Raw genomic sequence first — 21235 nt, forward strand, 5'->3', positions numbered from 1 at the left:
GCGTAGTGTCAGGCAACATCGATGTTGACTGTACTGGCCCCTTCGCGAGCAAGCCCGCTCCCACAGGTGACCGTGTTCACTGCATGGACAGGCGCTCCCCAAGGTTTTCGGCCTTGAGAATATCGAACAACGCCTGCGCCGCCGCCGACAGTTCATGCCCCGTCGTCAGCACCCCGATCGCGCGTTCCACCACCGGATCCCGCAGGGTAATGCAACGCGCGCCCAGCTCGCGCATCTGCCCGGCGCACAACGCCGGCACCGCGCTTACGCCCAATCCGCTGGCCACCATCCGCCCGACCGTTGCCAATTGATGGCTTTCAAATTCCACCGGCAATTTCATGCCGCGCGTCTGCAAGTGTTCTTCGAGCATCACCCGCACCGTTGATGGTCGCTGCAAGGTAATGAACGGTTCCTTGAGCAAGGTTTGCCAATCAATGTCGTCCAGCTCCGCCAGCGGTGAATCGAACGGCACCACCGCCACAAACCGGTCGATGTACAACGGCGTGAACACCAGCGACGAGCTCTGTGTCGGTTCAAACGCCACGCCCAGTTCCACCTGACGGTCGCGAACCAGTTCCAGCACCTGCTCGTTGATCACGTCATTCACTGTGACGTTGACCTTGGGATAACGCGCGCGAAAGGTCTTGAGGATCGGCGGCAGCAGGTTGCCGGCAAACGACGGCATCGCCGCCAGGGTCACGCGGCCGCGCTGGAGGGTGAAGCGTTGGCGCAAATCATCCTCGGCATTGTCCCAGTCCGCAATTAACCGGCGGGCCAAGGGCAGCAGCGATTCGCCTTCGGCGGTCAGCGCGACGTTGCGGGTGTTGCGCGTGAACAAGCGTCCGCCCAAGCCCTCCTCCAGCGCCTTGATGGTCAGGCTCAACGCCGACTGGGACAAGTGCAGCCGCTCGCACGCCACGGCAAAACTCAAACTCTGGGCCACGGCCAGGAATGCACGGATCTGTTTGACGGTCATGGCTACTGCCTCCAACGAGGTACGAAACGAATTAGTGAGTTTTATCTATCAATCAACCTTAAAAATCAACTTAACAAATAAATCCTCCAGCGTGACACTCCCTCCCCATCCGGCTAGCCAGCCGCCCACAAAGAATAAAAGAGGTGCATATGGCAGGGTTCGACAAGCGCGTGTATTCCTACGAGGAAGCGATGGCAGGTCTTGAAGACGGCATGACCGTGATCTCCGGCGGCTTCGGCCTGTGCGGGATTCCGGAAAATCTCATCGCCGAGATCCAGCACCGCGGCACCCGTGATCTCACCGTGGTCTCCAACAACTGCGGCGTCGACGGTTTCGGCCTCGGTGTGCTGCTGGTAGACCGGCAGATCCGCAAGGTGGTGGCCTCTTACGTCGGCGAAAACGCGCTGTTCGAGAAGCAACTGCTGAGCGGCGAAATCGAAGTCGTCCTGACCCCTCAAGGCACCCTCGCCGAGAAAATGCGCGCAGGCGGTGCCGGCATCCCGGCGTTCTTCACCGCCACTGGCGTCGGCACTCCGGTGGCCGACGGCAAGGAAGTCCGCGAATTCAAGGGCCGCAAGTACCTGATGGAAGAATCCATCACCGGTGACTTCGCCATCGTCAAAGGCTGGAAAGCCGACCATTTCGGTAACGTGGTCTATCGCCACACCGCCCAGAACTTCAACCCGCTGGCCGCCACCGCCGGCAAGATCACCGTGGTCGAAGTCGAAGAAATCGTCGAACCCGGCGAGCTGGACCCGTCGCAGATCCACACCCCTGGCATCTACGTCGACCGGGTCATTTGCGGCACGTTCGAGAAGCGCATCGAACAGCGCACCGTGCGTAAGTGATCCCCTGCCCCCGGACCGAATGAAGGAATAACAACAATGGCACTTTCCCGCGAACAAATGGCTCAGCGCGTCGCCCGCGAAATGCAGGACGGCTACTACGTGAACCTCGGCATCGGCATCCCGACCCTGGTCGCCAACTACATCCCTGAAGGCATGGAAGTCATGCTGCAATCGGAAAACGGCCTGCTCGGCATGGGTGCGTTTCCGACCGACGCCGAAGTCGACGCCGACATGATCAACGCCGGCAAGCAAACCGTGACCGCGCGTATTGGCGCGTCGATTTTCTCGTCCGCCGAATCGTTCGCAATGATCCGCGGCGGCCATATCGACCTGACCGTGCTGGGCGCGTTTGAAGTGGACGTCGAAGGCAACATCGCCTCCTGGATGATCCCTGGCAAACTGGTCAAGGGCATGGGCGGCGCGATGGACCTGGTGGCCGGTGCGGATAACATCATCGTCACCATGACCCACGCCTCCAAGGACGGCGAGTCGAAACTGCTGTCGCGTTGCAGCCTGCCGCTGACCGGCGCCGGTTGCATCAAACGCGTGCTGACCGATCTGGCCTACCTGGAAATCAAGGACGGCGCGTTCGTTCTCAAGGAACGCGCGCCGGGCGTCAGCGTCGAAGAAATCGTCGCCAAGACCGCTGGTAAACTGATCGTGCCTGACCACGTCCCGGAAATGCAGTTCGCTGCCCAGTGAGGAACCCTTCCATGCAAGAAGTCGTGATTGTTGCCGCCACTCGTACTGCCATCGGTAGCTTCCAGGGCTCGTTGGCCAATGTGTCCGCGGTTGACCTCGGTGCTGCGGTGATCCGCCAGTTGTTGGCGCAGACCGGGCTGGACCCGGCGCAAGTCGATGAAGTGATCATGGGCCAAGTGCTGACCGCCGGTGCCGGGCAAAACCCCGCGCGTCAGGCCGCAATCAAGGCCGGCCTGCCCTTCGCCGTGCCGGCCATGACCCTGAACAAGGTCTGCGGCTCCGGCCTGAAAGCGCTGCATCTGGCGGCTCAGGCGATTCGCTGCGGCGATGCCGAAGTGATCATCGCTGGCGGCCAGGAAAACATGAGCCTGGCCAATTATGTCATGCCGGGCGCCCGCACAGGATTGCGCATGGGTCACGCACAGATCGTCGACACGATGATCAGCGATGGCCTGTGGGATGCGTTCAACGATTACCACATGGGCATCACCGCCGAGAATCTGGCTGAGAAATACAGCCTGACCCGTGAGCAACAGGACGCCTTCGCTGCCGCGTCCCAGCAGAAAGCCGTGGCCGCCATCGAAGCCGGGCGGTTTGCCGATGAGATCACGCCGATCCTGATCCCGCAGCGCAAGGGCGATCCGCTGTCCTTCACCACCGATGAACAGCCTCGCGCCGGCACCACCGCCGACTCCCTGGGCAAACTGAAAGCGGCCTTCAAGAAGGACGGCTCGGTGACTGCCGGCAACGCCTCTTCGCTGAACGACGGCGCCGCGGCGGTGATCCTGATGAGTGCGGAGAAAGCCAAAGCGCTGGGGCTGCCAGTGCTGGCGAAGATCGCCGCTTATGCCAACGCGGGCGTCGACCCGGCGATCATGGGCATCGGCCCGGTGTCGGCCACTCGTCGTTGCCTGGACAAGGCCGGTTGGTCCATCGATCAACTGGACCTGGTCGAAGCCAACGAAGCCTTCGCCGCGCAATCTCTGGCCGTGGCCAAGGACCTGGAATGGGACTTGAACAAGGTCAATGTCAACGGCGGCGCCATTGCCCTGGGCCATCCGATTGGGGCGTCAGGTTGCCGGGTGCTGGTGACCTTGCTGCATGAAATGATCAAGCGTGATGCCAAGAAAGGCCTGGCGACGTTATGCATTGGCGGAGGCCAAGGCGTAGCACTGGCCATCGAGCGCTAGCCCCTAGACCGCCGCGTTATCGTTCTTCGCGAGCAAGCCCGCTCCCACATTGGAACTGTGCCGATCACAAATTTTGTGATCGGCACAGTTCCAATGTGGGAGCGGGCTTGCTCGCGAAGAGGCCCGACCAGACAACACCCCTCCCGAGTCAGGCCAAAAACTGCAGAATCAACCAGCTGTTCGCCCCACTGATCACCACAAACAACCCCCACGCCAACACCCGTGTCGGCAGTCGATTCACAAACGGCCCCATGAGCTTTTGATCGTTGGTCATGCGAATCAACGGATACAACGCGAACGGCAGTTGCAGGCTGAGCACTACCTGGCTCAACACCAACAGTTTGCCGATCGCCCCATCGCCCATCAGCCAGACACCGATGAACGCCGGGATCAGCGCCAGCCCACGAGTGATCAACCGCCGTTGCCAGCAGGGCAGCCGCAAGTTCAGATAGCCCTCCATGATCACCTGGCCCGCAATGGTGCCGGTGAAGGTCGAGCTCTGTCCCGAAGCCAGCAACGCCACGCCGAACAGCACACTGGCCAACGCGTCGCCCACCAACGGGTCAAGCAAGTGATAGGCATCCTGAATGTCCACCACGTCGGTATGCCCGGTCTTGTGGAAGGCCGCCGCCGCGAGAATCAGGATCGCCGCGTTGACCAGCAGCGCCAAGGCCAGAGAGCCGATGGTGTCGATGCGCGCCAGTTTCACCGCGTCCTGCTTGCTGGCCAGGTCCTTGCCGATCATCCGGGTCTGCACGATCGAGGTGTGCAGGTACAAGTTATGGGGCATCACTGTGGCCCCGAGTATGCCAATGGCCAGGTACAACGGCGCGGCATCACCAAGCGCCGAGAATGACGGGGTGAAACCACGGGCGACGTCCGGCCAGAAGGGTTTGATCAGCCACAGCTCGACGAAGAAACACGCGCCGATGGTGCCCACCAGCACCAGCATGATCGCCTCCAGCCGGCGAAAGCCGCGGTTTTGCAGTGCCAATACCAGCAGCGTGTCGAATGCTGTGAGTGCGATGCCAAACGTCAACGAACAGCCCAGCAGCAAGTGGAACGCCAGCGCACAGCCGAGCACTTCGGCGAGGTCGGTGGCGATGATTGAAATTTCCGCCAGCAGCCACTGGGTCCGTGCGGTCCGCGTGCTGTAGCGTTCGCGGGACAGTTGCGCCAGATCACGTCCGGTGGCGATACCCAGACGCGAACACAAACACTGCACCACCATCCCAGCCAGGCTCGCCAGCAACACCACGAACAACAGGCTGTAGCCAAACCGCGAACCGGCTTCGATGGCCGTGGCCCAGTTGCCCGGGTCCATGTAGCCGATGGACACCAGCAAACCGGGGCCGGCAAAGCGCAGGACGCGTTTGAAGAAGGACGCACTCGGGTCAACGGCAACAGTGCCGGCCACTTCCGGAGGGCAAAACGGCGCAGTGCCGACTTTGGGCAAACTGAATTTCACGCAATCATCCGTCAACAGGTGGGAGCGCGCAGCTTAGACGTTTCACACATTCCGGTGTAGACACTCAGCGCTTGCACAGAGACCACGCTGAGCAATCCATCGCCCGCAATGCTAACGTGGCCGGCTCACACCGATCGGAGACGCGTGCGTGCTGATGCTCAAACTGCTGGTGATTCCGGGATTTCTCTTGCTGATTTCCCTGGCCGGTAAACGCTGGGGCCCTGGCGTGGCCGGTTGGCTGTCGGGGCTGCCGGTGGTGGTCGGGCCGATTCTGTTTTTTCTCGCCATCGAGCAAGGCGTGATGTTCGCCGCTCAGGCGGCGACGGCAGCGTTATCGGCAATGTTCGCGATGATTACCTTTTGCGTGACCTACGCCCAGGTTGCACAACGCTCGAGCTGGCCGTGGACGCTGACGATTTCGCTGCTGGTCTGGGCCCTGGCGGCCGGTGTGCTGTCGCTAATCCCGCCGTCGCTGGTGTTCTCAGTGATCGCGGCCGCCATCGCATTGCTGGCCGCGCCGTACCTGTTTCCTACGGTGCAGCCCATCGCTTCAGGCCCGGCGCCGAAGTCCGACAAACTGCTGCTGCGCATGATGGCCGGCGCCCTGCTCACATTGGCTGTGACGCTGCTGGCCGGCACCGTCGGCGAACGCTGGAGCGGGCTGCTCGCGGTATTCCCGGTGTTGGGCAGTGTGATGGCAGTGTTTTCCCAGCAGACTCGCGGGCCGGCTTTTACTGCTGCCTTGCTCAGGGCGACGGCGACCGGGATGTATTCGTTTGCGGCGTTTTGTCTGGTGCTGGCGTTGGCGCTGCCGAGATTGGGATGGCTGGGGTTTGTCTTGGGCATAGGCGTGTCGTTGGGGATGCTGGTGATCACCAAGCGGCTGGCATTGCGTCCAAGGTGAGAACGTAGCAGGCTGCGGCAGCTGCTACCGATCGCGATCCGTGGGATGATCGCCATCAAAGCGCGGATCATCCCCAGGAGAGTTTGAATGTCATTGTTGAGTAAAAAAGCCGTTGTTCTGCTGCTGATGGCGGCTACCAGCCTGGGTGCCTTGAATGCGCAGGCGGCCAAGGCCACTGCCAGCGACAAAGCGCCGGCCCAGAAGGTCTCGATGCTCGGCGGCAAGTTCACCTTCACCCTGCCCAAGGGTTTCATCGCCAACCCGCTGCCAGCCGGCGACGCGGCCACCGGCACTGCCGGGGCGACGGGCACGATGTACACCAACCAGACCACCAAAACCGTAGTGATCGCCGCTGAAAACACCATCCCCGGCGGCGCCAACGTCAAGGACAACGACGGTGAGTTCCTTGACGCCACCGTGTCCGCGTTCGCCACCGAGCAACGCAATGCCTTGCCGGATTTCAACAAAACCAGCGAAAAAAGCCTGACTCAGAAAGGCACGGGCCTGGGCCTTCGGCAGATCGACAGCACCGCCACCCAGGGCGGTGGCATGACGCTGGACAGCACGTTGATGGCCGCTTCCGGCACGCGCATGGCCATCGTTCAGATCATCTCCCGTCCCAACGACAAAACCGGCCACGAAACGCTGGTGAAACAAATCGTCAGCGGCAAATAAACCCGACCGATTCAGGGATTGAGGCGCTGCAACCAGGCACTCAAATTCTGCATCTCGGGGGCGCTGATGCTGTGACCGACACCCGGATAGGCATGAAACTCGGGCTTGAGTGACAGGCGCTGCAACAGGCTGTCGGCCTCAGTACCGTCGTTGTAGGGCAGGAGTGTGTCGGCGGTGCCATGACCGATGAAAATCGCCAGCTGCTGGCGTTTTTCATCCGGTTTGAGCTCGGACCTGAGCACCGGCAGGATGCGCCCGCTCAACGCCGCAATCCCGCCTACCGCCTCGGGATGACGCAACGCGACCTCGTAGGACATCATCGCGCCCTGGCTGAAACCCACCAGGAATACCTTGTCCGCTTCGGTGTGATATTTCTTCGCCGCTTGTGCGACAAAATCCCTCAGCACCTGGCCGCTGGCCTTCAAGTCGTCCGTCTCACCGTCATAGGCGCCCTCACCCTTTTGGCGAAACCACTGGTAACTGCCCTCCTCCAACGTCATCGGCGCCCGCACCGACAGGTAGTTGTACTGCGGCGGCAATTCATCCTTGATGTCGAACAGATCCTGCTCATTACTGCCGTAACCGTGCAGGAAAATCACCAAAGGTTGGTTGCGGGATTCAGCGTCGGCCTGCTCCAGGTACTTGAGCGGCAGATCGGTGTGCAGCGGGGCTTGAGCGTGGACGGCGGAGGACGCCAGGAGCGTGAGCAGAGCGAGTAACTTCAACATAAACCTTCCTTCACAGAGCGCAGGATTCGGGGCAAAGCCTAACACTGTGAGGCGGGATGTCGATGATGACCCAGGCATCTTCGCCGCTTCTGAGGCCGTCTTCGCGAGCAAGCCCGCTCACACATTAAATCGCGGCCTGATTAGAAAGCATAAAAAAAGTGGCCACCGCGTCAACAGTGGCCACTTTTTTCTACGGCGTATTAATGGCCGTAAACGTCAAAGTCGAAGTACTTGTCCTGCACTTGCTTGTACTTGCCGTTGGCGCGGATTTCAGTGATGGCGGTGTTGAATTTGTCCGCCAGCTCTTTATCACCCTTGCGCACAGCGATGCCGGCACCGCCGCCGAAGTACTTGGCGTCTTCATAGGTCGGGCCGACGAAGGCGAAGCCTTTACCGGCGTCGGTTTTCAGGAAACCGTCGTCCAGGTTGACCGAGTCGGCCAGCATCGCGTCGAGACGACCGGCGACCATGTCCAGGTTGGCTTCCTGCTGGGAACCGTAACGCACCAGGTTGATGCCCGCCGGTACCAGCACTTCAGTGGCGAAACGATCGTGGGTACTGGCGCGCAACACACCGACTTTCTTGCCTTTGAGCTCGGTCAGCGGATCCTTGACGTCGGTGCCTTCCTTCATCACGAAGCGCGCCGGGGTGTGGTAGTACTTGATGGTGAAATCGACGTTCTTCTTGCGATCGTCAGTGATGGTCATGGACGACAGGATCGCGTCGATTTTCTTGACCTTCAGAGCCGGGATCAGGCCATCGAACTCTTGCTCGACCCAGGTGCACTTCACTTTCATCTGTTCGCACAGCGCATCGCCGATGTCCACGTCAAAACCGGTGAGTTTGCCGTCGGGGGTTTTCATCGAAAATGGCGGGTAACCGGCTTCGATACCGAGGCGAATCGGCTTGGCGTCTTCGGCCACGGCGGTCAGGGACAACATCGACAGTGCCAGGGCACCGAACATCACTCGCTTCTTCATTTATAACTCCTGTGTACGGAGGCTTTTATTGGCAGCTTTCTGTTGGCAACTTTCGGTTGGTGAATACCGAAGTGGCCGGCAGTCTAGAGTGGCTTCTGGAGGGCAAATTGTGTTTAAGCGACAAATACTTATAGAAAAACAGCCGAGGGATTCAAGGTACTTGAAGCGTGCGCCACGGTGGTGCAAGGGCTGTAGGACAATCCTTTGTTTCAGACAAAACCTACAAGATTTCGGGCGTGATCCGATTGAACAGTCGCACTGGCGATGATCTTTTTTTTGCGGCACATTGACCCCGCCAACCCATTCCCGGAAGAGAAGCGTGATGCCCACGTTGAACCTGATCCAGCATCATCCTGCCGAAGGTCCTGGCGCCATTGCCGAATGGGCGCGGGCTCGTGGCGTTACGCTAAACGTGTTTCGCGCCGACCTCGGCCAGTTGCCGCCGGTGAGCGCGGCACCGGTGATCCTGTTGGGCGGGCCTTATGAATCCAACGCCGGGCCAACGTGGCTGGAAACGGAGCGTCAGTGGCTGGCGGGTAGTCTGGATCAGGACGCGCCGGTGTTTGCGATTTGTCTGGGCGCGCAATTGCTGGCGCTGAGCCTGGGTGGGAATGTGCGGCGCATGGCTCATCCCGAAACTGGCTGGTCGACTGTGACCTTTGCGGATGGCCAGAGGCTGAAGGTGCTGGAATGGCATGAAGACGCAATCGATCTACCGGTGGATGCGCAATTGCTGGCCAGCAGTGACGTGTGTGAGCAGCAGATGTATCGCGTCGGGGTGACGCGAGTGGGGTTGCAGTTCCACCCGGAGTGGAATGCCGAATCGGTGGCGATTCTCAATGAGCACTTTGCCGAGGAATCGCCGTTGCCTCGGGGGTCACAGGAGAGCGCCGCCTATGCAGCGGTGTTTGGCTGGTTGCAGGTGACGCTCGACCAGTGGTGGGCGGCGCGGACAGCGGTTTGAATCAAGATCAAAAGATCGCAGCCTACGGCAGCTCCTACAGGGGAAGTACAGCCGTAATTTCACCGGTGTACCCGGTCAATGTAGGAACTGGCGAAGCCTGCGATCTTTTCGGCTACATCAACATTCGCAGCCGATCACGGTACTGACCGGCTGTTGCACCGCAACACTCAACTCAAACCCCTCATCCAGCCACCCGGTAACCCCGCCAATCATCTCCTTGACCGGGTAACCCAGCGCCGCCAATTTCACTGCGGCCTTGTTGGCGCCGTTGCAGTGGGGCCCTGCGCAATAGACCACGAACAGCGTGGATTTCGAATAACCCGCCAAGCCGTCAGCCGTGATCAGTCGACCCGGGATGTTGATCGCACGTGGCACATGTCCGCGTTCGAACGCCAACGGTCCGCGCACGTCGACCAGGACAAAATCCACCTCGCCGGCCTGTTGGCTGCCATAGACGTCGGAACAATCGGTCTCGAAGGTCAGACGGTTGCTGAAATGCATCAGGGCAATGGCAGATGGGGCTGCGGGAATTTCGCGAACCAGGCTGGGCATGGGCGGTACTCCAAAGTCTCGGTGGGTGTGGGAAGACTTTATCTGCCCTGCGCTTGTCGCTACAGTGGCGCACAAGACACTCACCGGGAATTTTCCGCCAAATGCAGCCCACCCCTGGATTGGTCGCGATTCTGGCCTACGACGGCCTCTGCACTTTCGAATTTGGCATCGCCGTGGAGATCTTCGGTCTGGCGCGGCCGGAGTTCGATTTCCCTTGGTATGAGCATCGTATCGTCGCCGTCGACCAAGGGCCGATGCGCGCCATGGGCGGCATTCAGGTGCTGGCCGACGGTGGGATGGAACTGCTGGAAGAGGCCCGGACCATCATCATCCCCGGCTGGCGCGACCGCAGCGCGGCGGTGCCTGAACCTTTGCTCGCCGCCCTGCGCCAGGCCCATGCCCGGGGCGCGCGATTGCTGTCGATCTGTTCCGGGGTATTTGTACTGGCGGCCACCGGTTTGCTCGACGGTCACGGCGCCACGACGCATTGGCGCTACACCGCTGAACTGGCCGAACGTTTTCCGGACATACAGGTGGACCCGGACGTGCTCTATGTTGATTCCGGCCAATTGATCACCTCAGCCGGCAGCGCTGCGGGCATCGATGCCTGCCTGCACCTGGTCGCACGGGATTTTGGCACTCAGGTGGCCAACTCGGTGGCGCGGCGATTGGTGATGTCGCCGCAACGCACCGGCGGCCAGGCGCAGTTCATTCCGTCACCGGTCAGCCCGACGCCGCGCAGCGATCTGTCGCGAGTCATGCAATGGGCGCGGGAACGTCTGCACGAACCGCTGGAGGTTCGCGACCTTGCCAGCGAGGCGGCCATGAGTGAGCGCACGTTCCTGCGGCGGTTCACCGAAGCCAGCGGTCTGCCGCCCAAGGCATGGTTGCAACATGAGCGTCTGGCCCGTGCTCGCGAATTGTTGGAGAGCACCCGCCAGAACACTGAGCAGATTGCCCAGCGCTGCGGTTATCGTTCGGTGGAGAGTTTCCGGGTGGCGTTTCGCAGCGTGGTCGGTGTGCCACCGTCGGTGTATCGGGAGCGGTTTGGGCGCGGGGTAAAGGCGATTTCTTGAGGTGTGCTTGAGGGCCCCTTCGCGAGCAAGCCCGCTCCCACACTGAATCTCTATTGAGCACAACATTTGTGTACGACGCAGACTAAATGTGGGAGCGGGCTTGCTCGCGAAGGCGCCAGCCCAACCACCGAAACCCTCAAGGCTTGCGCAACAGATAGGTATCCATAATCCACCCATGCTCCAACCGCGCGGCCTTGCGTACTCGCTCGATCTCATCCGCGACATCCTTGAGCTTGCCACTGATCAAAATTTCATCCGGCGTCCCCAGATAAGCCCCCCAGTAAATCTCCGTCTCCGGATCGGCCACGTGATGGTAGGCATCTTGCGCGTCCAGCATCACCACCAGGCTGTCGGCATCACTCACCTGCCCCGCCGCCAACCGCCGGCCGGTGGTGATTTCAATCGAGCGACCGATGCGATTCAGCGGCACCTTATGTTGCGCCGCCAACGCCTGCACGCTGGTGATCCCGGGAATCACCTCGAACTCGAACACACACCGGCCTGACGCCAGAATCGCCTGCAGAATCCGAATGGTGCTGTCGTACAACGCGGGATCGCCCCACACCAGAAAACCGCCGCACTGGTCGTCAGTCATTTCTTCATTGATCAGCCGTTCGAAGGTCTGCTGCTTGGCGCGGTTCAGGTCTTCGACGCTGGCCTTGTAATCCACATCCCCGCGTTCTCGCTCCGGGCTGTGGGCTTCGACGAAGCGGTAGTCACGATCGGTGATGTAGCGCTCACAGATCTCGCGGCGCAGGTCGATCAGTTTGTCTTTGCTCTGGCCCTTGTCCATGAGGAAAAACACATCGACGCGGTTCAGCGCCTTCACCGCCTGCATCGTGATGTAGTCGGGGTTGCCGGCACCGACACCAATGACCAGAAGTTTTTTCATCAACATGCTCCCTCAGGGTCCGTGCCCATCAAGCGTAGCCGCCAGCGACCGTTGAACCGCAACTCGATGGCCGACAACGGTTCGACGTCGATCTGGTTGAACGACGCGCCCTGCAGCACCTGCATCAATGCGGCGCGGATGACAAAAGGATGGGTGATGGCAACGACATGCCCCGGCGTCGCCTCAAGGCTGTTCAACCACGCAGCCACCCGCTCACCGAGTTGCGCCACCGATTCTCCACCGTGGGGTGCCGAGGTTGGGTCATTGAGCCATGCCTGGAGCGTCTCGGGTTCAGATATCTGCAGGTCGTCGATCGACGTGCCTTTCCAGCGTCCGAAATCGCAATCTGCCAGTGCCGCGACAATCTCCACCTCGTCGCCAAACAGCTCAGCGGTTTGCCGGGTCCGCAGTTCCGGGCCACAGAGCAAACGGGGGGTGCCCTTGAACTGACGGCAACGCGACCCCTTCGCCGATTGCCAATCCATTTCCAACGGCTCATTCGTAGGAAAACACGCCAATTTTTGTGCGACGGTTCGAGCGTGGCACATGAGGGTCAAGCGGGTCGCCTGCACGGAAGATCACTCTGTCGATGGGATGGAAAACGGCACGATGCCACGACTAATCGGTCCATTGTGCCGCAAGACGCGCGATCCAGGGCGCTTCGCTTCAAGCAGTCGATCGGGTTGGCGGTCCCATTTTATCGCCGATAAGTAGCGATCTCTGACACCACTATGGGCAATGTCCTACAAAGCCAGTCGACATCCGCGTAGCCCCCGGCGCACGGGATTTTCGCCCGATTTTTGGACTTTTAAAATCCTCGAAAAAATTCACTAGACATGTAGCACACGCTACATAAATACTGTTTTAGCAATTTATGAAACGAAACCGACACACCCATCCAGCAGGAGCCCGGATGCCCTCTCTCAGAGACCTGATCACCGATCCCGACCTGGAACTCACGCCGTCGGAACGCAAAGTCATACGTGCCTTGCTGGATCAGTACCCGCGTAACGGACTGGGCCCGATGTCACGTCTGGCCGAACATGCCGGTGTCAGCGATCCGACCATCGTGCGGTTGGTAAAGAAGCTTGGTTTCAGCGGTTATGCCGACTTTCAGGAAGCCTTGCTCAGCGACATGGATGACCGCCTGCGCTCTCCCAGTACCCTGTTGCAACCCCGCGCCCATCTCAAGAAAGATGATCCCTGGGGCCACTATCTAGCGAACAGCCATCGGGCATTGGTCGACACCCAGGCGCTGACCCAACCTGAAGATGTACGAATTCTGATCGAATGGCTGCTCGACACCCGCCATCAGGTCCATTGCTTCGGCGGCCGTTTCAGCAGTTTCCTCGCCAACTATTTACTCAACCATCTGCGCCTGTTGCGGCCCGGCTGTTTTGCCCTGGAAGACAACGCGCAATTACCGGACCGGTTGTTCGACGTGCAACGTCAGGACGTGGTGCTGGTGTTCGATTATCGCCGCTATCAGTCCCAGGCCCTGCGGGTCGCCAATGCCGCGAAGAGCCGACATGCACGGGTCGTGTTGTTCACCGATATCTACGCATCACCGCTGCGGGAAATGGCCGACCTGATCATCAGTGCGCCGGTGGAATCGGCGTCGGCCTTCGACTCCATGGTCCCGGCACTGGCCCAGGTTGAAGCACTGGTTGCCTGCCTGTCCCTGCGCAGCCCCGATCTGGCCGATCGCCTGGAAGGCATCGATGCCCTGCGCACCGACTTCGACACTCACCTGCTGGAGGATAAATAAGGATGTTCACGCTCCCCCACCACTCGCCCCGGGACTTGCCATTTGCCGCCGACCACACCGCGCTGTTGCTGGTGGACATGCAGCGTGCCTGGCTTGAGCCGCAGTTCGATCCGCACCTCAACGGGCCGGATGCCGAATACTTTCTGACCCGCGCCCACATGCAAGTGGTGCCCAATCAACGCCGGTTGCTCAGTGCCTTTCGTAATGCACGACAAAACGTGCTGCACACGCTCATTGAAAGCCTCACCGCCGATGGCCGCGATCGTTCGCTGGACCACAAACTCTCGGACATGCACCTGCCCAAGGGCAGTTCGCAAGCGCGAATCATCGATGACCTGACGCCGATCGAAAACGAAATCGTGCTGCCCAAGACATCTTCCGGGGTCTTCAACTCCACCAACATCGACTACGTGCTACGCAACCTTGAAACCCGCCACCTGATCATCGCCGGCATCGTCACCGACCAATGCGTCGACATGGCCGTGCGTGACGCCGCCGACCGCGGTTACCTGGTGACGCTGGTCGAAGATGCCTGCGCCACCTACACCGAACAACGGCATCACGCCTGCCTGAACGCCATCAAGGGCTACTGCTGGATCACCGACACCCAGACTGTGCTCGGCCGATTGCAGGAGATGCAGCCATGAGCGCTCCCCTGTCGCCACTGCCGATGACCACGATCGTCACCACCGACCTGATCGGCGTGACGCGCGGCCGTTCCTTTCCCACCGACGAACTCGAAACCTATCAAGTGGCCGGCTGCGGCTGGGTGCCGGCCAACAGCGCCCTGACCCCGCAAGACATCATTGCCTCCAGCAATCCGTGGGGTGCTTATGGAGACTTGCGGCTGATCCCCGACTTGAGCAGCCGCGTGACCGTCAACAACGGCCCGGACGCCAATGCCCCGGCGCTGGACTTTATTCACGGCGACATTCACGAAACCGATGGCCGCCCGTGGGGTGCCTGCCCGCGCACGTTATTGCGCAACGAGGTGGAGCGTTATCGCGGCGAATTGGGATTGCAGATCAACGCCGCGTTCGAACATGAATTCAACCTCGGCAGCGGCGCGGTTGACCATCTGGCGTTCTCTCTTGAGGCGCAGCGTCAGGGCGCCGAGTTCGGCGGCTGGTTGCTCAGCGCACTGCGTGCCGGCGGTGTGGAACCAGAGATGTTCCTGCCGGAATACGGCAAGCACCAATACGAAATCACCTGCCGCCCAACCCTCGGGGTCGCTGCCGCCGACCGCGCGGTGAACGTGCGCGAGATCACCCGTGAGATCGCCCGGCAAATGGGCCTGGACCTGAGTTTCGCCCCCAAGACTTCCGAGCAGGCGGTGTGCAATGGTGTGCACTTGCACGTGAGCCTGCAGGATCTGGCCGGCCACCCGGTGATGTACGACGCCGGCACCACCAACGGCCTGTCGACCCTCGGCCAGCATTGGGCCGCCGGCGTTCTGCATTATTTGCCGGCGCTCTGCGCCTTTACCGCGCCGACACCGGTTTCCTACGAGCGCTTGCAGCCCCATCACTGGAGCGCTTCCTACGCTTGTCTCGGCCAACGCAACCGCGAAGCGGCGCTGCGGATTTGCCCGACCGTAAGCCTGGGCGGCAAAACCGTGGCGGCGCAGTACAACCTGGAATTTCGCGCCATGGACGCCACCGCTTCGCCGCATCTGGCCATGGCCACATTGCTGATCGCCGGGCGCCTGGGCATCGAGCAGCGCCTGGCCCTGAACGCGATCACCGATGAAGTCCCCGATTCCCTGAACGAAGAGCAACGCCAGGCCCGCGGCATCGTCGCCCTGCCCGCGTCCCTGTCCCAGGCGCTGGAATGCCTGCGCAACAGCGAGGCGCTGATCGAAGCCCTGCCGAGTGCCTTGCTGGACACCTGGTTCGCCCTTAAAACCGAGGAACTGAGGCTGACGGAACAGCTCTCGCCCGCCGATCTTTGTGAGCACTATGCGCGCCTGTACTGAGTCCGCCGAATTGGGGTTCTATACCCAACCTGCGTACACCCTGAGCCGGGAAGCCTCCGAGCACCCGCTAATTCTGGTGTGTGAGCACGCCAGTCGTTTTATACCGGCCGGATTGAATGACCTGGGCTTGAGCCATGAAGCCGCCCGCGAACACATCGCCTGGGACATCGGCGCTCTGGCGCTGGCCGAGGGCTTGTCCGAAGCACTGGGCGCCACCCTGTTGGCGGCCAACTATTCACGGTTGTTGATCGACCTCAACCGCCCGCGCCATGCGCCGGACAGCATTGCGTTGCAGAGCGAGATTTATCAGGTGCCGGGCAATCGGGATCTGGACGAGGCCACCCGCGACTATCGCCGGCACTGCCTGTTCAAGCCGTTTCATACACGCCTGCAAACCTTGATCGACGCCCGTGTGGCGCAAGGTCGACCGGTTCGCGTGGTGGGGATTCACAGTTTCACGCCGATATATTACGGCCAGCCACGAGAGCTGGAAGCCGGCGTGTTGTACGGACAGGCCGGGGAGTACGCGCAGCGAGTGATCGACGGGTTGAGTCGGCACCCCTTGAAAGTCGCGGCTAATCAGCCGTACAAAGTCGATCCGCTGGGTGACATGACCGTGCCGGTTCATGGCGATGCACGCGGGCTTGAGTCGGTGTTGATCGAGGTACGCAACGATCTGCTGCGCACCCCCGAAGACATCGGTCGCTGGACCGATTATCTGGCGCCACTGCTGTAGAGCAATAGCTTCAAACTCGCAGCATGCAGCTGCTTTCATATCAAGGAGAAGGGCTTCATGGAAATAGAAGAATTCGGCTACAAGCAAGAGTTGAAACGTAGCCTGACGCTGACGGACCTGGTGGTATACGGGATGATCTTCATGATCCCCATCGCCCCGTTCGGCGTTTATGGTTACGTCAACGCCGAAGCCCCGGGGATGGTACCGCTGGCCTACATCATCGGCATGGTGGCGATGCTGTTCACCGCCCTCAGTTACGGCAGCATGGCCCGGGCCTTTCCGATTGCGGGCTCCGTGTATTCCTACGCACAACGCGGCCTCAACCCGCATGTCGGGTTTATCGCCGGTTGGCTGATGTTGCTCGATTATTTGCTGATTCCGCCACTGCTCTATGTCTACGCGGCGATGGCGCTGAATCATTTGTACCCGGACATCCCGAAAGTCGGCTTCATCCTGGCTTTTCTGGTCAGCGCCACCTTCGTCAACCTGCGGGGCATTACCTTCACCGCGCGGATGAACATCATCTTTCTACTGGCGCAACTGGTGGTGCTGGGAATCTTCCTGTTCTATGCCTGGAATGCCCTGCACAACGGTGGCGGTAACGGCGAGCTGACTCTGGCGCCGTTGTACAACCCCGAGACATTCAACTTCGCCCTGCTGATGCAAGCAGTGTCGATTGCGGTGCTGTCGTTCCTCGGTTTCGATGCGATTTCCACCCTCGCCGAAGAGATCAAGGGCGACCCGGGCCGTAGCGTCGGAAAGGCTGCGCTGATCACATTGCTGGTGATGGGCGTGATCTTTGTCGTGCAGACCTGGATTGCCACGGATCTGGCCGCCGGCCTGGGCTTCAAGACCGCCGACACTGCGTTCTATGAAATCGCCGAAATCGCTGCCGGCAGCTGGCTGGCAACCCTGACTGCCGTGGCCACCGCCCTGGCTTGGGGTGTCGCGGTCGCAATCACCTCGCAAGCGGCGGTTTCGCGCCTGCTGTTCGGCATGGCGCGGGACGGCAAACTGCCGAAAGTGCTGGCCAAGGTGCACCCGAAACACAACACGCCGTATGTGAGTATCTATCTGGTGGCGGCGCTGTCGCTGGTGATCTGCTACCTGTTCATCAACTCGGTGGACACCCTCACCTCCCTGGTGAACTTCGGCGCCCTGAGCGGCTTTATGTTGCTGCACCTGACCGTAATCAACTATTACTGGCGTCGGCAGAAGTCCGGCCAGGTGATTCGTCACCTGCTTTGCCCGGTGATCGGCTTCATCATCGTCGCGGCCATCATGTACAACATGGGCGTCGATGCACAGAAACTCGGCCTGATCTGGATTGCCCTGGGGCTGGTCTATCTATTCTTCCTCAACAAACTGGGTGCCAGCACGGTCCTACCCGACCCAAGCAATGGCTGACAAGAAAAAGGGCAGCGTCTGACATGAATTCAGGCGACTGCCGATTTAACGCGTGGAAACCGACAGTGATAGTCAGGTTCGGTGCAAATCGCCGAACCCTTTGATACAGGAGTACATCCATGCTGGTCTTACGCCCAGTGGAGTTAACCGACCTGCCCCAGTTGCAGCAACTGGCGCGCGACAGTCTGGTGGGGGTCACGTCCTTGCCGGACGACACCGAACGCCTGCGCGAGAAAATTCTCGACTCCTGCGCTTCGTTCGAGAAAGACGTCCAGGGGCCTGGCCCGGAGAATTATTTCTTCGTTCTGGAAAATCTCACGACTCGCCATCTGGTCGGCTGCTCGGAAATCCTCGCCACCGCAGGGTTCAACGAGCCGTTCTACAGTTTGCGCAATCGCCATTTCACCAGTGCCTCACGGGAGCTGAACATCGAGCACGGGGTGCCGGCGCTGTCGTTGTGCCACGACCTCAGTGGTCATACTTTGCTGCGCGGTTTCCATATCGACACAGCGCTGGAACGCACGCGGTTTTCCGAATTGCTGTCCCGGGCGCGACTGCTGTTCATCGCCGCACACACAGCGCGCTTTGCCGAAGCGGTGATCACCGAGATCGTTGGCTACAGCGACGAACAGGGCCAGTCACCGCTCTGGGATGCGCTGGGCAAGCATTTCTTCGACCTGCCGTACGTTGAAGCCGAGCGGCTTTGCGGTCTGCAGAGCCGGTCATTTCTCGCCGAACTGATGCCGCAATACCCGATCTACGTGCCGATGCTGCCGCCGGCGGCACAAGCATGTATTGGCCGGATTCATCCCGACGGTCAGGAGGCCTTCGACATTCTTGAACGCGAAGGCTTCGAGACCAACAGCTATATCGACCTGTTCGACGGTGGCCCGACGTTGTACGCACGCACCTCGAACATTCGCTCCATCGCCCAAAGCCAGACCGGCACGGTGCACCCTGGCTCGGCCATCGATGCGCGCGGCAGCTACCTGGTAAGCAACGAGTCGTTGAAGGGTTACCGCGCCATCGTCGCCGAGTTGGACTATCGCGCCGGGCAACCCGTGGCCTTGAGCGCCGAAATGTGCGCGGCCCTGAATGTGACCGACGCCAGTGCGATCCGGTTGATCGCCCTGTGAGCCGCCACCGGCCCCGTGCCCAACGACAGCGCCAGAACAGGCGCGAAGAAGGAGCTGCATCATGATTGTCCGCCCGGTTCAAGTCACCGACCTGCCCGCCCTGCTGGATCTGGTGCAACGGGCCGGCCCCGGGTTCACCACCCTGCCGGCCAGTGAAGAACGTCTGACCCACCGAGTGCGCTGGGCCCAGCGCACCTTTGCCGAACAGGTAGAGCGTGCGGACGCCGATTACCTGTTCGTGCTCGAAGACGACGATCAACAAGTGGTCGGCGTCAGTGCCCTGGTGGGAGCTGTCGGCCTGCGGGAGCCCTGGTACAACTATCGGGTCGGACTCACGGTCAGCTCGTCGCCGGACCTGGGTATTCAGCGCCAGATCCCCACGTTGTTCCTGAACAACGAAATGACCGGCCAATCGGAAATCTGTTCGCTGTTTCTGCGACACGATCAACGTCATGGCAGTAATGGTCGATTGCTGTCGCTGGGGCGCCTGCTGTTCGTTGCCGAATTTCCCCATCTGTTCGGCGACAAGCTCATTGCCGAACTGCGCGGCAGTGCCGACGAACAAGGTTGCTCACCGTTCTGGGACAGCCTGGGCCGGCATTTTTTCAAGATGGATTTCAGCCATGCCGATCACTTGTCGGGGCTAGGCAGCAAAGCGTTCATCGCCGAACTGATGCCGCGCCAACCGCTCTACACTTGCTTGCTCACCGAACAGGCGCAGGCGGTGATCGGCAAGCCGCACCCGACCACCGAACCTGCGCTGAAGATCCTCGCCGCCGAGGGGTTTGCCCATAAGGGTTACATCGACATCTTCGACGCAGGCCCGGTGATCGAAGCCCCGGTGTCGAGAATCCGCACGGTGCGTGACAGCCAACGCTTGGAGCTGGCCATCGGCACGCCCGACGACCAGGCGCCAATATGGCTGATCCACAACCGCCGCCTGGAAAGCTGCCGCATCACCACTGCCCAGGCGCGGCTGGTCGGCAACAGCCTGATCGTCGACCGGCTCACCGCAAAACGCCTGCAACTGCAACCCGGCAACTCGGTCCGCGCCGTGCCGCTGCGCAACCAACAGCAGCAGGCGGTGGCGGCGTGATCGGAAAAGATCGCAGCCTTCGGCAGCTTCTACATCATTCTTTACCCGCCCACATCGATCGTTGAACATCCAAGGAGCTGCCGCAGGCTGCGATCTTTTGATCTTGCATTCCTTGGCCGGCAAATTCGTCATCATTCTTCACCCGCCCACGTGATAGCCTTTTGTTCCTTCGGCGTTGACACTTTTGCTCAAGCCCTTCCATTCCTTTGTATTGGTGGAACTCATATGTCCAGGCTGTCACATCAAGATTTGCGCCGTAATTTCCGCCAACTGTTCGCTTCCAACGCCTGCTATCACACCGCGTCGGTCTTCGACCCCATGTCGGCACGTATCGCCGCTGATCTGGGTTTTGAAGTGGGGATCCTCGGTGGTTCGGTCGCGTCGTTGCAGGTACTGGGCGCCCCCGACTTTGCCTTGATCACCCTGAGTGAGTTCGCCGAGCAGGCTACCCGCATCGGCCGCGTAGCCCAATTGCCGGTGATCGCCGACGCCGACCACGGCTATGGCAACGCACTCAACGTCATGCGCACCATCGTCGAACTCGAACGCGCTGGCGTGGCCGCCCTGACCATTGAAGACACCTTGTTGCCCGCGCAATTCGGCCGCAAGTCCACTGACCTGATCGGGGTCGCGGAAGGCGTCGGCAAGATCCGCGCAGCTCTGGAAGCCCGGGTCGACTCGGAAATGGCGATCATTGCGCGGACCAATGCCGGGATCCTGCCGGTTCAGGAAATCATCAGCCGCACCCAGCAATACCAACAGGCCGGGGCGGACGGGATTTGCATGGTGGGCGTGCGGGACTTCGACCACCTCGAACAAATCGCCGAGCACCTGAGTGTGCCGCTGATGCTGGTCACCTACGGCAACCCGCTGCTGCGCGACGACAATCGCCTGGCCGAACTGGGCGTGCGCGTCACCATCGACGGCCATGGCGCCTACTTCGCGGCGATCAAGGCGACATATGACAGCCTGCGCGAGCAACGCCAGATCTTTACCCAGGCGTCGGACCTGAGCGCCACCGAACTGACTCACACCTATACGCAGCCTGAGGATTACATTCGTTGGGCGAAGGAATACATGAGCGTCAAGGAGTGAGGGTTCGGCTGAAATGATGGTGTGGCATCTGGCCCCTTCGCGAGCAAGCCCGCTCCCACACTGGATC

Annotated in this window: 22 protein-coding genes; 15 read left to right on the forward strand and 7 right to left on the reverse strand. The window is 60.7% G+C overall.

Going from position 1 to position 21235, the window contains the following annotated elements; genetic code table 11:
- Positions 1 to 76: 76 nt before the first annotated feature.
- Entirely contained in the window at positions 77 to 976 is a 900-nt protein-coding gene (locus KVG95_RS26885) for a LysR family transcriptional regulator (protein ID WP_217858549.1), read from the reverse strand.
- Between the two features lie 149 nt (positions 977 to 1125).
- Here KVG95_RS26885 and KVG95_RS26890 point away from each other — a divergent pair, with 149 nt between their 5' ends.
- The 3 genes from KVG95_RS26890 to KVG95_RS26900 are packed head-to-tail and all read left to right on the forward strand — an operon-like array spanning position 1126 to position 3716.
- Entirely contained in the window at positions 1126 to 1824 is a 699-nt protein-coding gene (locus KVG95_RS26890) for a CoA transferase subunit A (protein ID WP_217858550.1), read from the forward strand.
- A 36-nt stretch (positions 1825 to 1860) separates the two neighbouring features.
- The gene (locus KVG95_RS26895) at positions 1861 to 2526 is read left to right on the forward strand and encodes a CoA transferase subunit B (RefSeq protein ID WP_052965168.1); all 666 of its coding nucleotides are present in this window, start codon (positions 1861 to 1863) and stop codon (positions 2524 to 2526) included.
- Between the two features lie 11 nt (positions 2527 to 2537).
- Positions 2538 to 3716 (forward strand): acetyl-CoA C-acetyltransferase, encoded by a 1179-nt coding sequence (locus KVG95_RS26900; protein ID WP_217858551.1) that lies wholly within the window; start codon positions 2538 to 2540, stop codon positions 3714 to 3716.
- A gap of 148 nt (positions 3717 to 3864) precedes the next feature.
- Here the strand turns inward: KVG95_RS26900 and KVG95_RS26905 are convergent, their stop codons facing one another.
- Positions 3865 to 5184 carry an Nramp family divalent metal transporter gene (locus KVG95_RS26905; RefSeq protein WP_217858552.1) on the reverse strand — a complete coding sequence of 440 codons (1320 nt, stop codon included), beginning with the start codon at positions 5182 to 5184 and terminating at the stop codon, positions 3865 to 3867.
- Positions 5185 to 5332: 148 nt separating this feature from the next.
- On the opposite strand from KVG95_RS26905, the gene KVG95_RS26910 reads away from it, so the two are divergent.
- Both KVG95_RS26910 and KVG95_RS26915 read left to right on the forward strand, forming a co-directional pair.
- On the forward strand, positions 5333 to 6088 hold the full coding sequence (locus KVG95_RS26910) for a hypothetical protein (protein WP_217858553.1): 756 nt from the start codon (positions 5333 to 5335) through the stop codon (positions 6086 to 6088).
- A gap of 87 nt (positions 6089 to 6175) precedes the next feature.
- On the forward strand, positions 6176 to 6763 hold the full coding sequence (locus KVG95_RS26915; protein WP_201060113.1) for a DcrB/PsbP domain-containing protein: 588 nt from the start codon (positions 6176 to 6178) through the stop codon (positions 6761 to 6763).
- Between the two features lie 11 nt (positions 6764 to 6774).
- On the opposite strand, the gene KVG95_RS26920 is transcribed toward KVG95_RS26915, so the two are convergent.
- The gene (locus KVG95_RS26920) at positions 6775 to 7491 is read right to left on the reverse strand and encodes an alpha/beta hydrolase (protein ID WP_217858554.1); all 717 of its coding nucleotides are present in this window, start codon (positions 7489 to 7491) and stop codon (positions 6775 to 6777) included.
- Between the two features lie 200 nt (positions 7492 to 7691).
- Positions 7692 to 8471 carry an ABC transporter substrate-binding protein gene (locus KVG95_RS26925; RefSeq protein ID WP_217858555.1) on the reverse strand — a complete coding sequence of 260 codons (780 nt, stop codon included), beginning with the start codon at positions 8469 to 8471 and terminating at the stop codon, positions 7692 to 7694.
- Positions 8472 to 8793: 322 nt separating this feature from the next.
- On the opposite strand from KVG95_RS26925, the gene KVG95_RS26930 reads away from it, so the two are divergent.
- On the forward strand, positions 8794 to 9435 hold the full coding sequence (locus KVG95_RS26930) for a type 1 glutamine amidotransferase (RefSeq protein WP_217858556.1): 642 nt from the start codon (positions 8794 to 8796) through the stop codon (positions 9433 to 9435).
- A 117-nt stretch (positions 9436 to 9552) separates the two neighbouring features.
- On the opposite strand, the gene KVG95_RS26935 is transcribed toward KVG95_RS26930, so the two are convergent.
- Positions 9553 to 9987 (reverse strand): rhodanese-like domain-containing protein, encoded by a 435-nt coding sequence (locus KVG95_RS26935; protein ID WP_217858557.1) that lies wholly within the window; start codon positions 9985 to 9987, stop codon positions 9553 to 9555.
- 101 nt (positions 9988 to 10088) lie between these two features.
- Here KVG95_RS26935 and ftrA point away from each other — a divergent pair, with 101 nt between their 5' ends.
- Entirely contained in the window at positions 10089 to 11063 is a 975-nt protein-coding gene (gene ftrA, locus KVG95_RS26940; protein ID WP_217858558.1) for a transcriptional regulator FtrA, read from the forward strand.
- Between the two features lie 136 nt (positions 11064 to 11199).
- On the opposite strand, the gene cobF is transcribed toward ftrA, so the two are convergent.
- Both cobF and KVG95_RS26950 read right to left on the reverse strand, forming a co-directional pair.
- A complete protein-coding gene (cobF, locus tag KVG95_RS26945; RefSeq protein ID WP_217858559.1) occupies positions 11200 to 11955 on the reverse strand; it encodes a precorrin-6A synthase (deacetylating) in 756 nt (251 codons plus the stop codon).
- Positions 11955 to 12527, reverse strand: coding sequence for a histidine phosphatase family protein (locus tag KVG95_RS26950; RefSeq protein WP_217858560.1), 573 nt, complete (start codon positions 12525 to 12527; stop codon positions 11955 to 11957). The genes cobF and KVG95_RS26950 overlap by 1 nt, the downstream gene beginning before the upstream one ends.
- Before the next feature lie 341 nt (positions 12528 to 12868).
- Here KVG95_RS26950 and KVG95_RS26955 point away from each other — a divergent pair, with 341 nt between their 5' ends.
- The 8 genes from KVG95_RS26955 (at position 12869) to KVG95_RS26990 (ending at position 21168) form a co-directional block, all read left to right on the forward strand.
- Entirely contained in the window at positions 12869 to 13723 is an 855-nt protein-coding gene (locus tag KVG95_RS26955) for a MurR/RpiR family transcriptional regulator (RefSeq protein WP_217858561.1), read from the forward strand.
- A 2-nt stretch (positions 13724 to 13725) separates the two neighbouring features.
- On the forward strand, positions 13726 to 14370 hold the full coding sequence (locus KVG95_RS26960; protein ID WP_217858562.1) for a cysteine hydrolase family protein: 645 nt from the start codon (positions 13726 to 13728) through the stop codon (positions 14368 to 14370).
- The gene (locus KVG95_RS26965) at positions 14367 to 15698 is read left to right on the forward strand and encodes a type I glutamate--ammonia ligase (protein ID WP_217858563.1); all 1332 of its coding nucleotides are present in this window, start codon (positions 14367 to 14369) and stop codon (positions 15696 to 15698) included. Before KVG95_RS26960 ends, KVG95_RS26965 begins: the two co-directional genes overlap by 4 nt.
- On the forward strand, positions 15682 to 16434 hold the full coding sequence (locus KVG95_RS26970) for an N-formylglutamate amidohydrolase (protein ID WP_052965182.1): 753 nt from the start codon (positions 15682 to 15684) through the stop codon (positions 16432 to 16434). The genes KVG95_RS26965 and KVG95_RS26970 overlap by 17 nt, the downstream gene beginning before the upstream one ends.
- Before the next feature lie 57 nt (positions 16435 to 16491).
- Positions 16492 to 17841 (forward strand): APC family permease, encoded by a 1350-nt coding sequence (locus tag KVG95_RS26975; protein WP_217858564.1) that lies wholly within the window; start codon positions 16492 to 16494, stop codon positions 17839 to 17841.
- A 119-nt stretch (positions 17842 to 17960) separates the two neighbouring features.
- On the forward strand, positions 17961 to 18977 hold the full coding sequence (locus KVG95_RS26980) for an arginine N-succinyltransferase (protein ID WP_217858565.1): 1017 nt from the start codon (positions 17961 to 17963) through the stop codon (positions 18975 to 18977).
- A gap of 61 nt (positions 18978 to 19038) precedes the next feature.
- Positions 19039 to 20073 carry an arginine N-succinyltransferase gene (astA, locus tag KVG95_RS26985; RefSeq protein WP_217858566.1) on the forward strand — a complete coding sequence of 345 codons (1035 nt, stop codon included), beginning with the start codon at positions 19039 to 19041 and terminating at the stop codon, positions 20071 to 20073.
- 225 nt (positions 20074 to 20298) lie between these two features.
- Complete coding sequence (locus tag KVG95_RS26990; RefSeq protein WP_217858567.1) at positions 20299 to 21168, forward strand: isocitrate lyase/PEP mutase family protein; 870 nt, start codon at positions 20299 to 20301, stop codon at positions 21166 to 21168.
- The last annotated feature ends 67 nt before the right edge of the window (positions 21169 to 21235 follow it).

It is taken from the genome of Pseudomonas farris (genome assembly GCF_019145235.1).
Classification (GTDB): Bacteria; Pseudomonadota; Gammaproteobacteria; order Pseudomonadales; family Pseudomonadaceae; genus Aquipseudomonas; species Aquipseudomonas farris.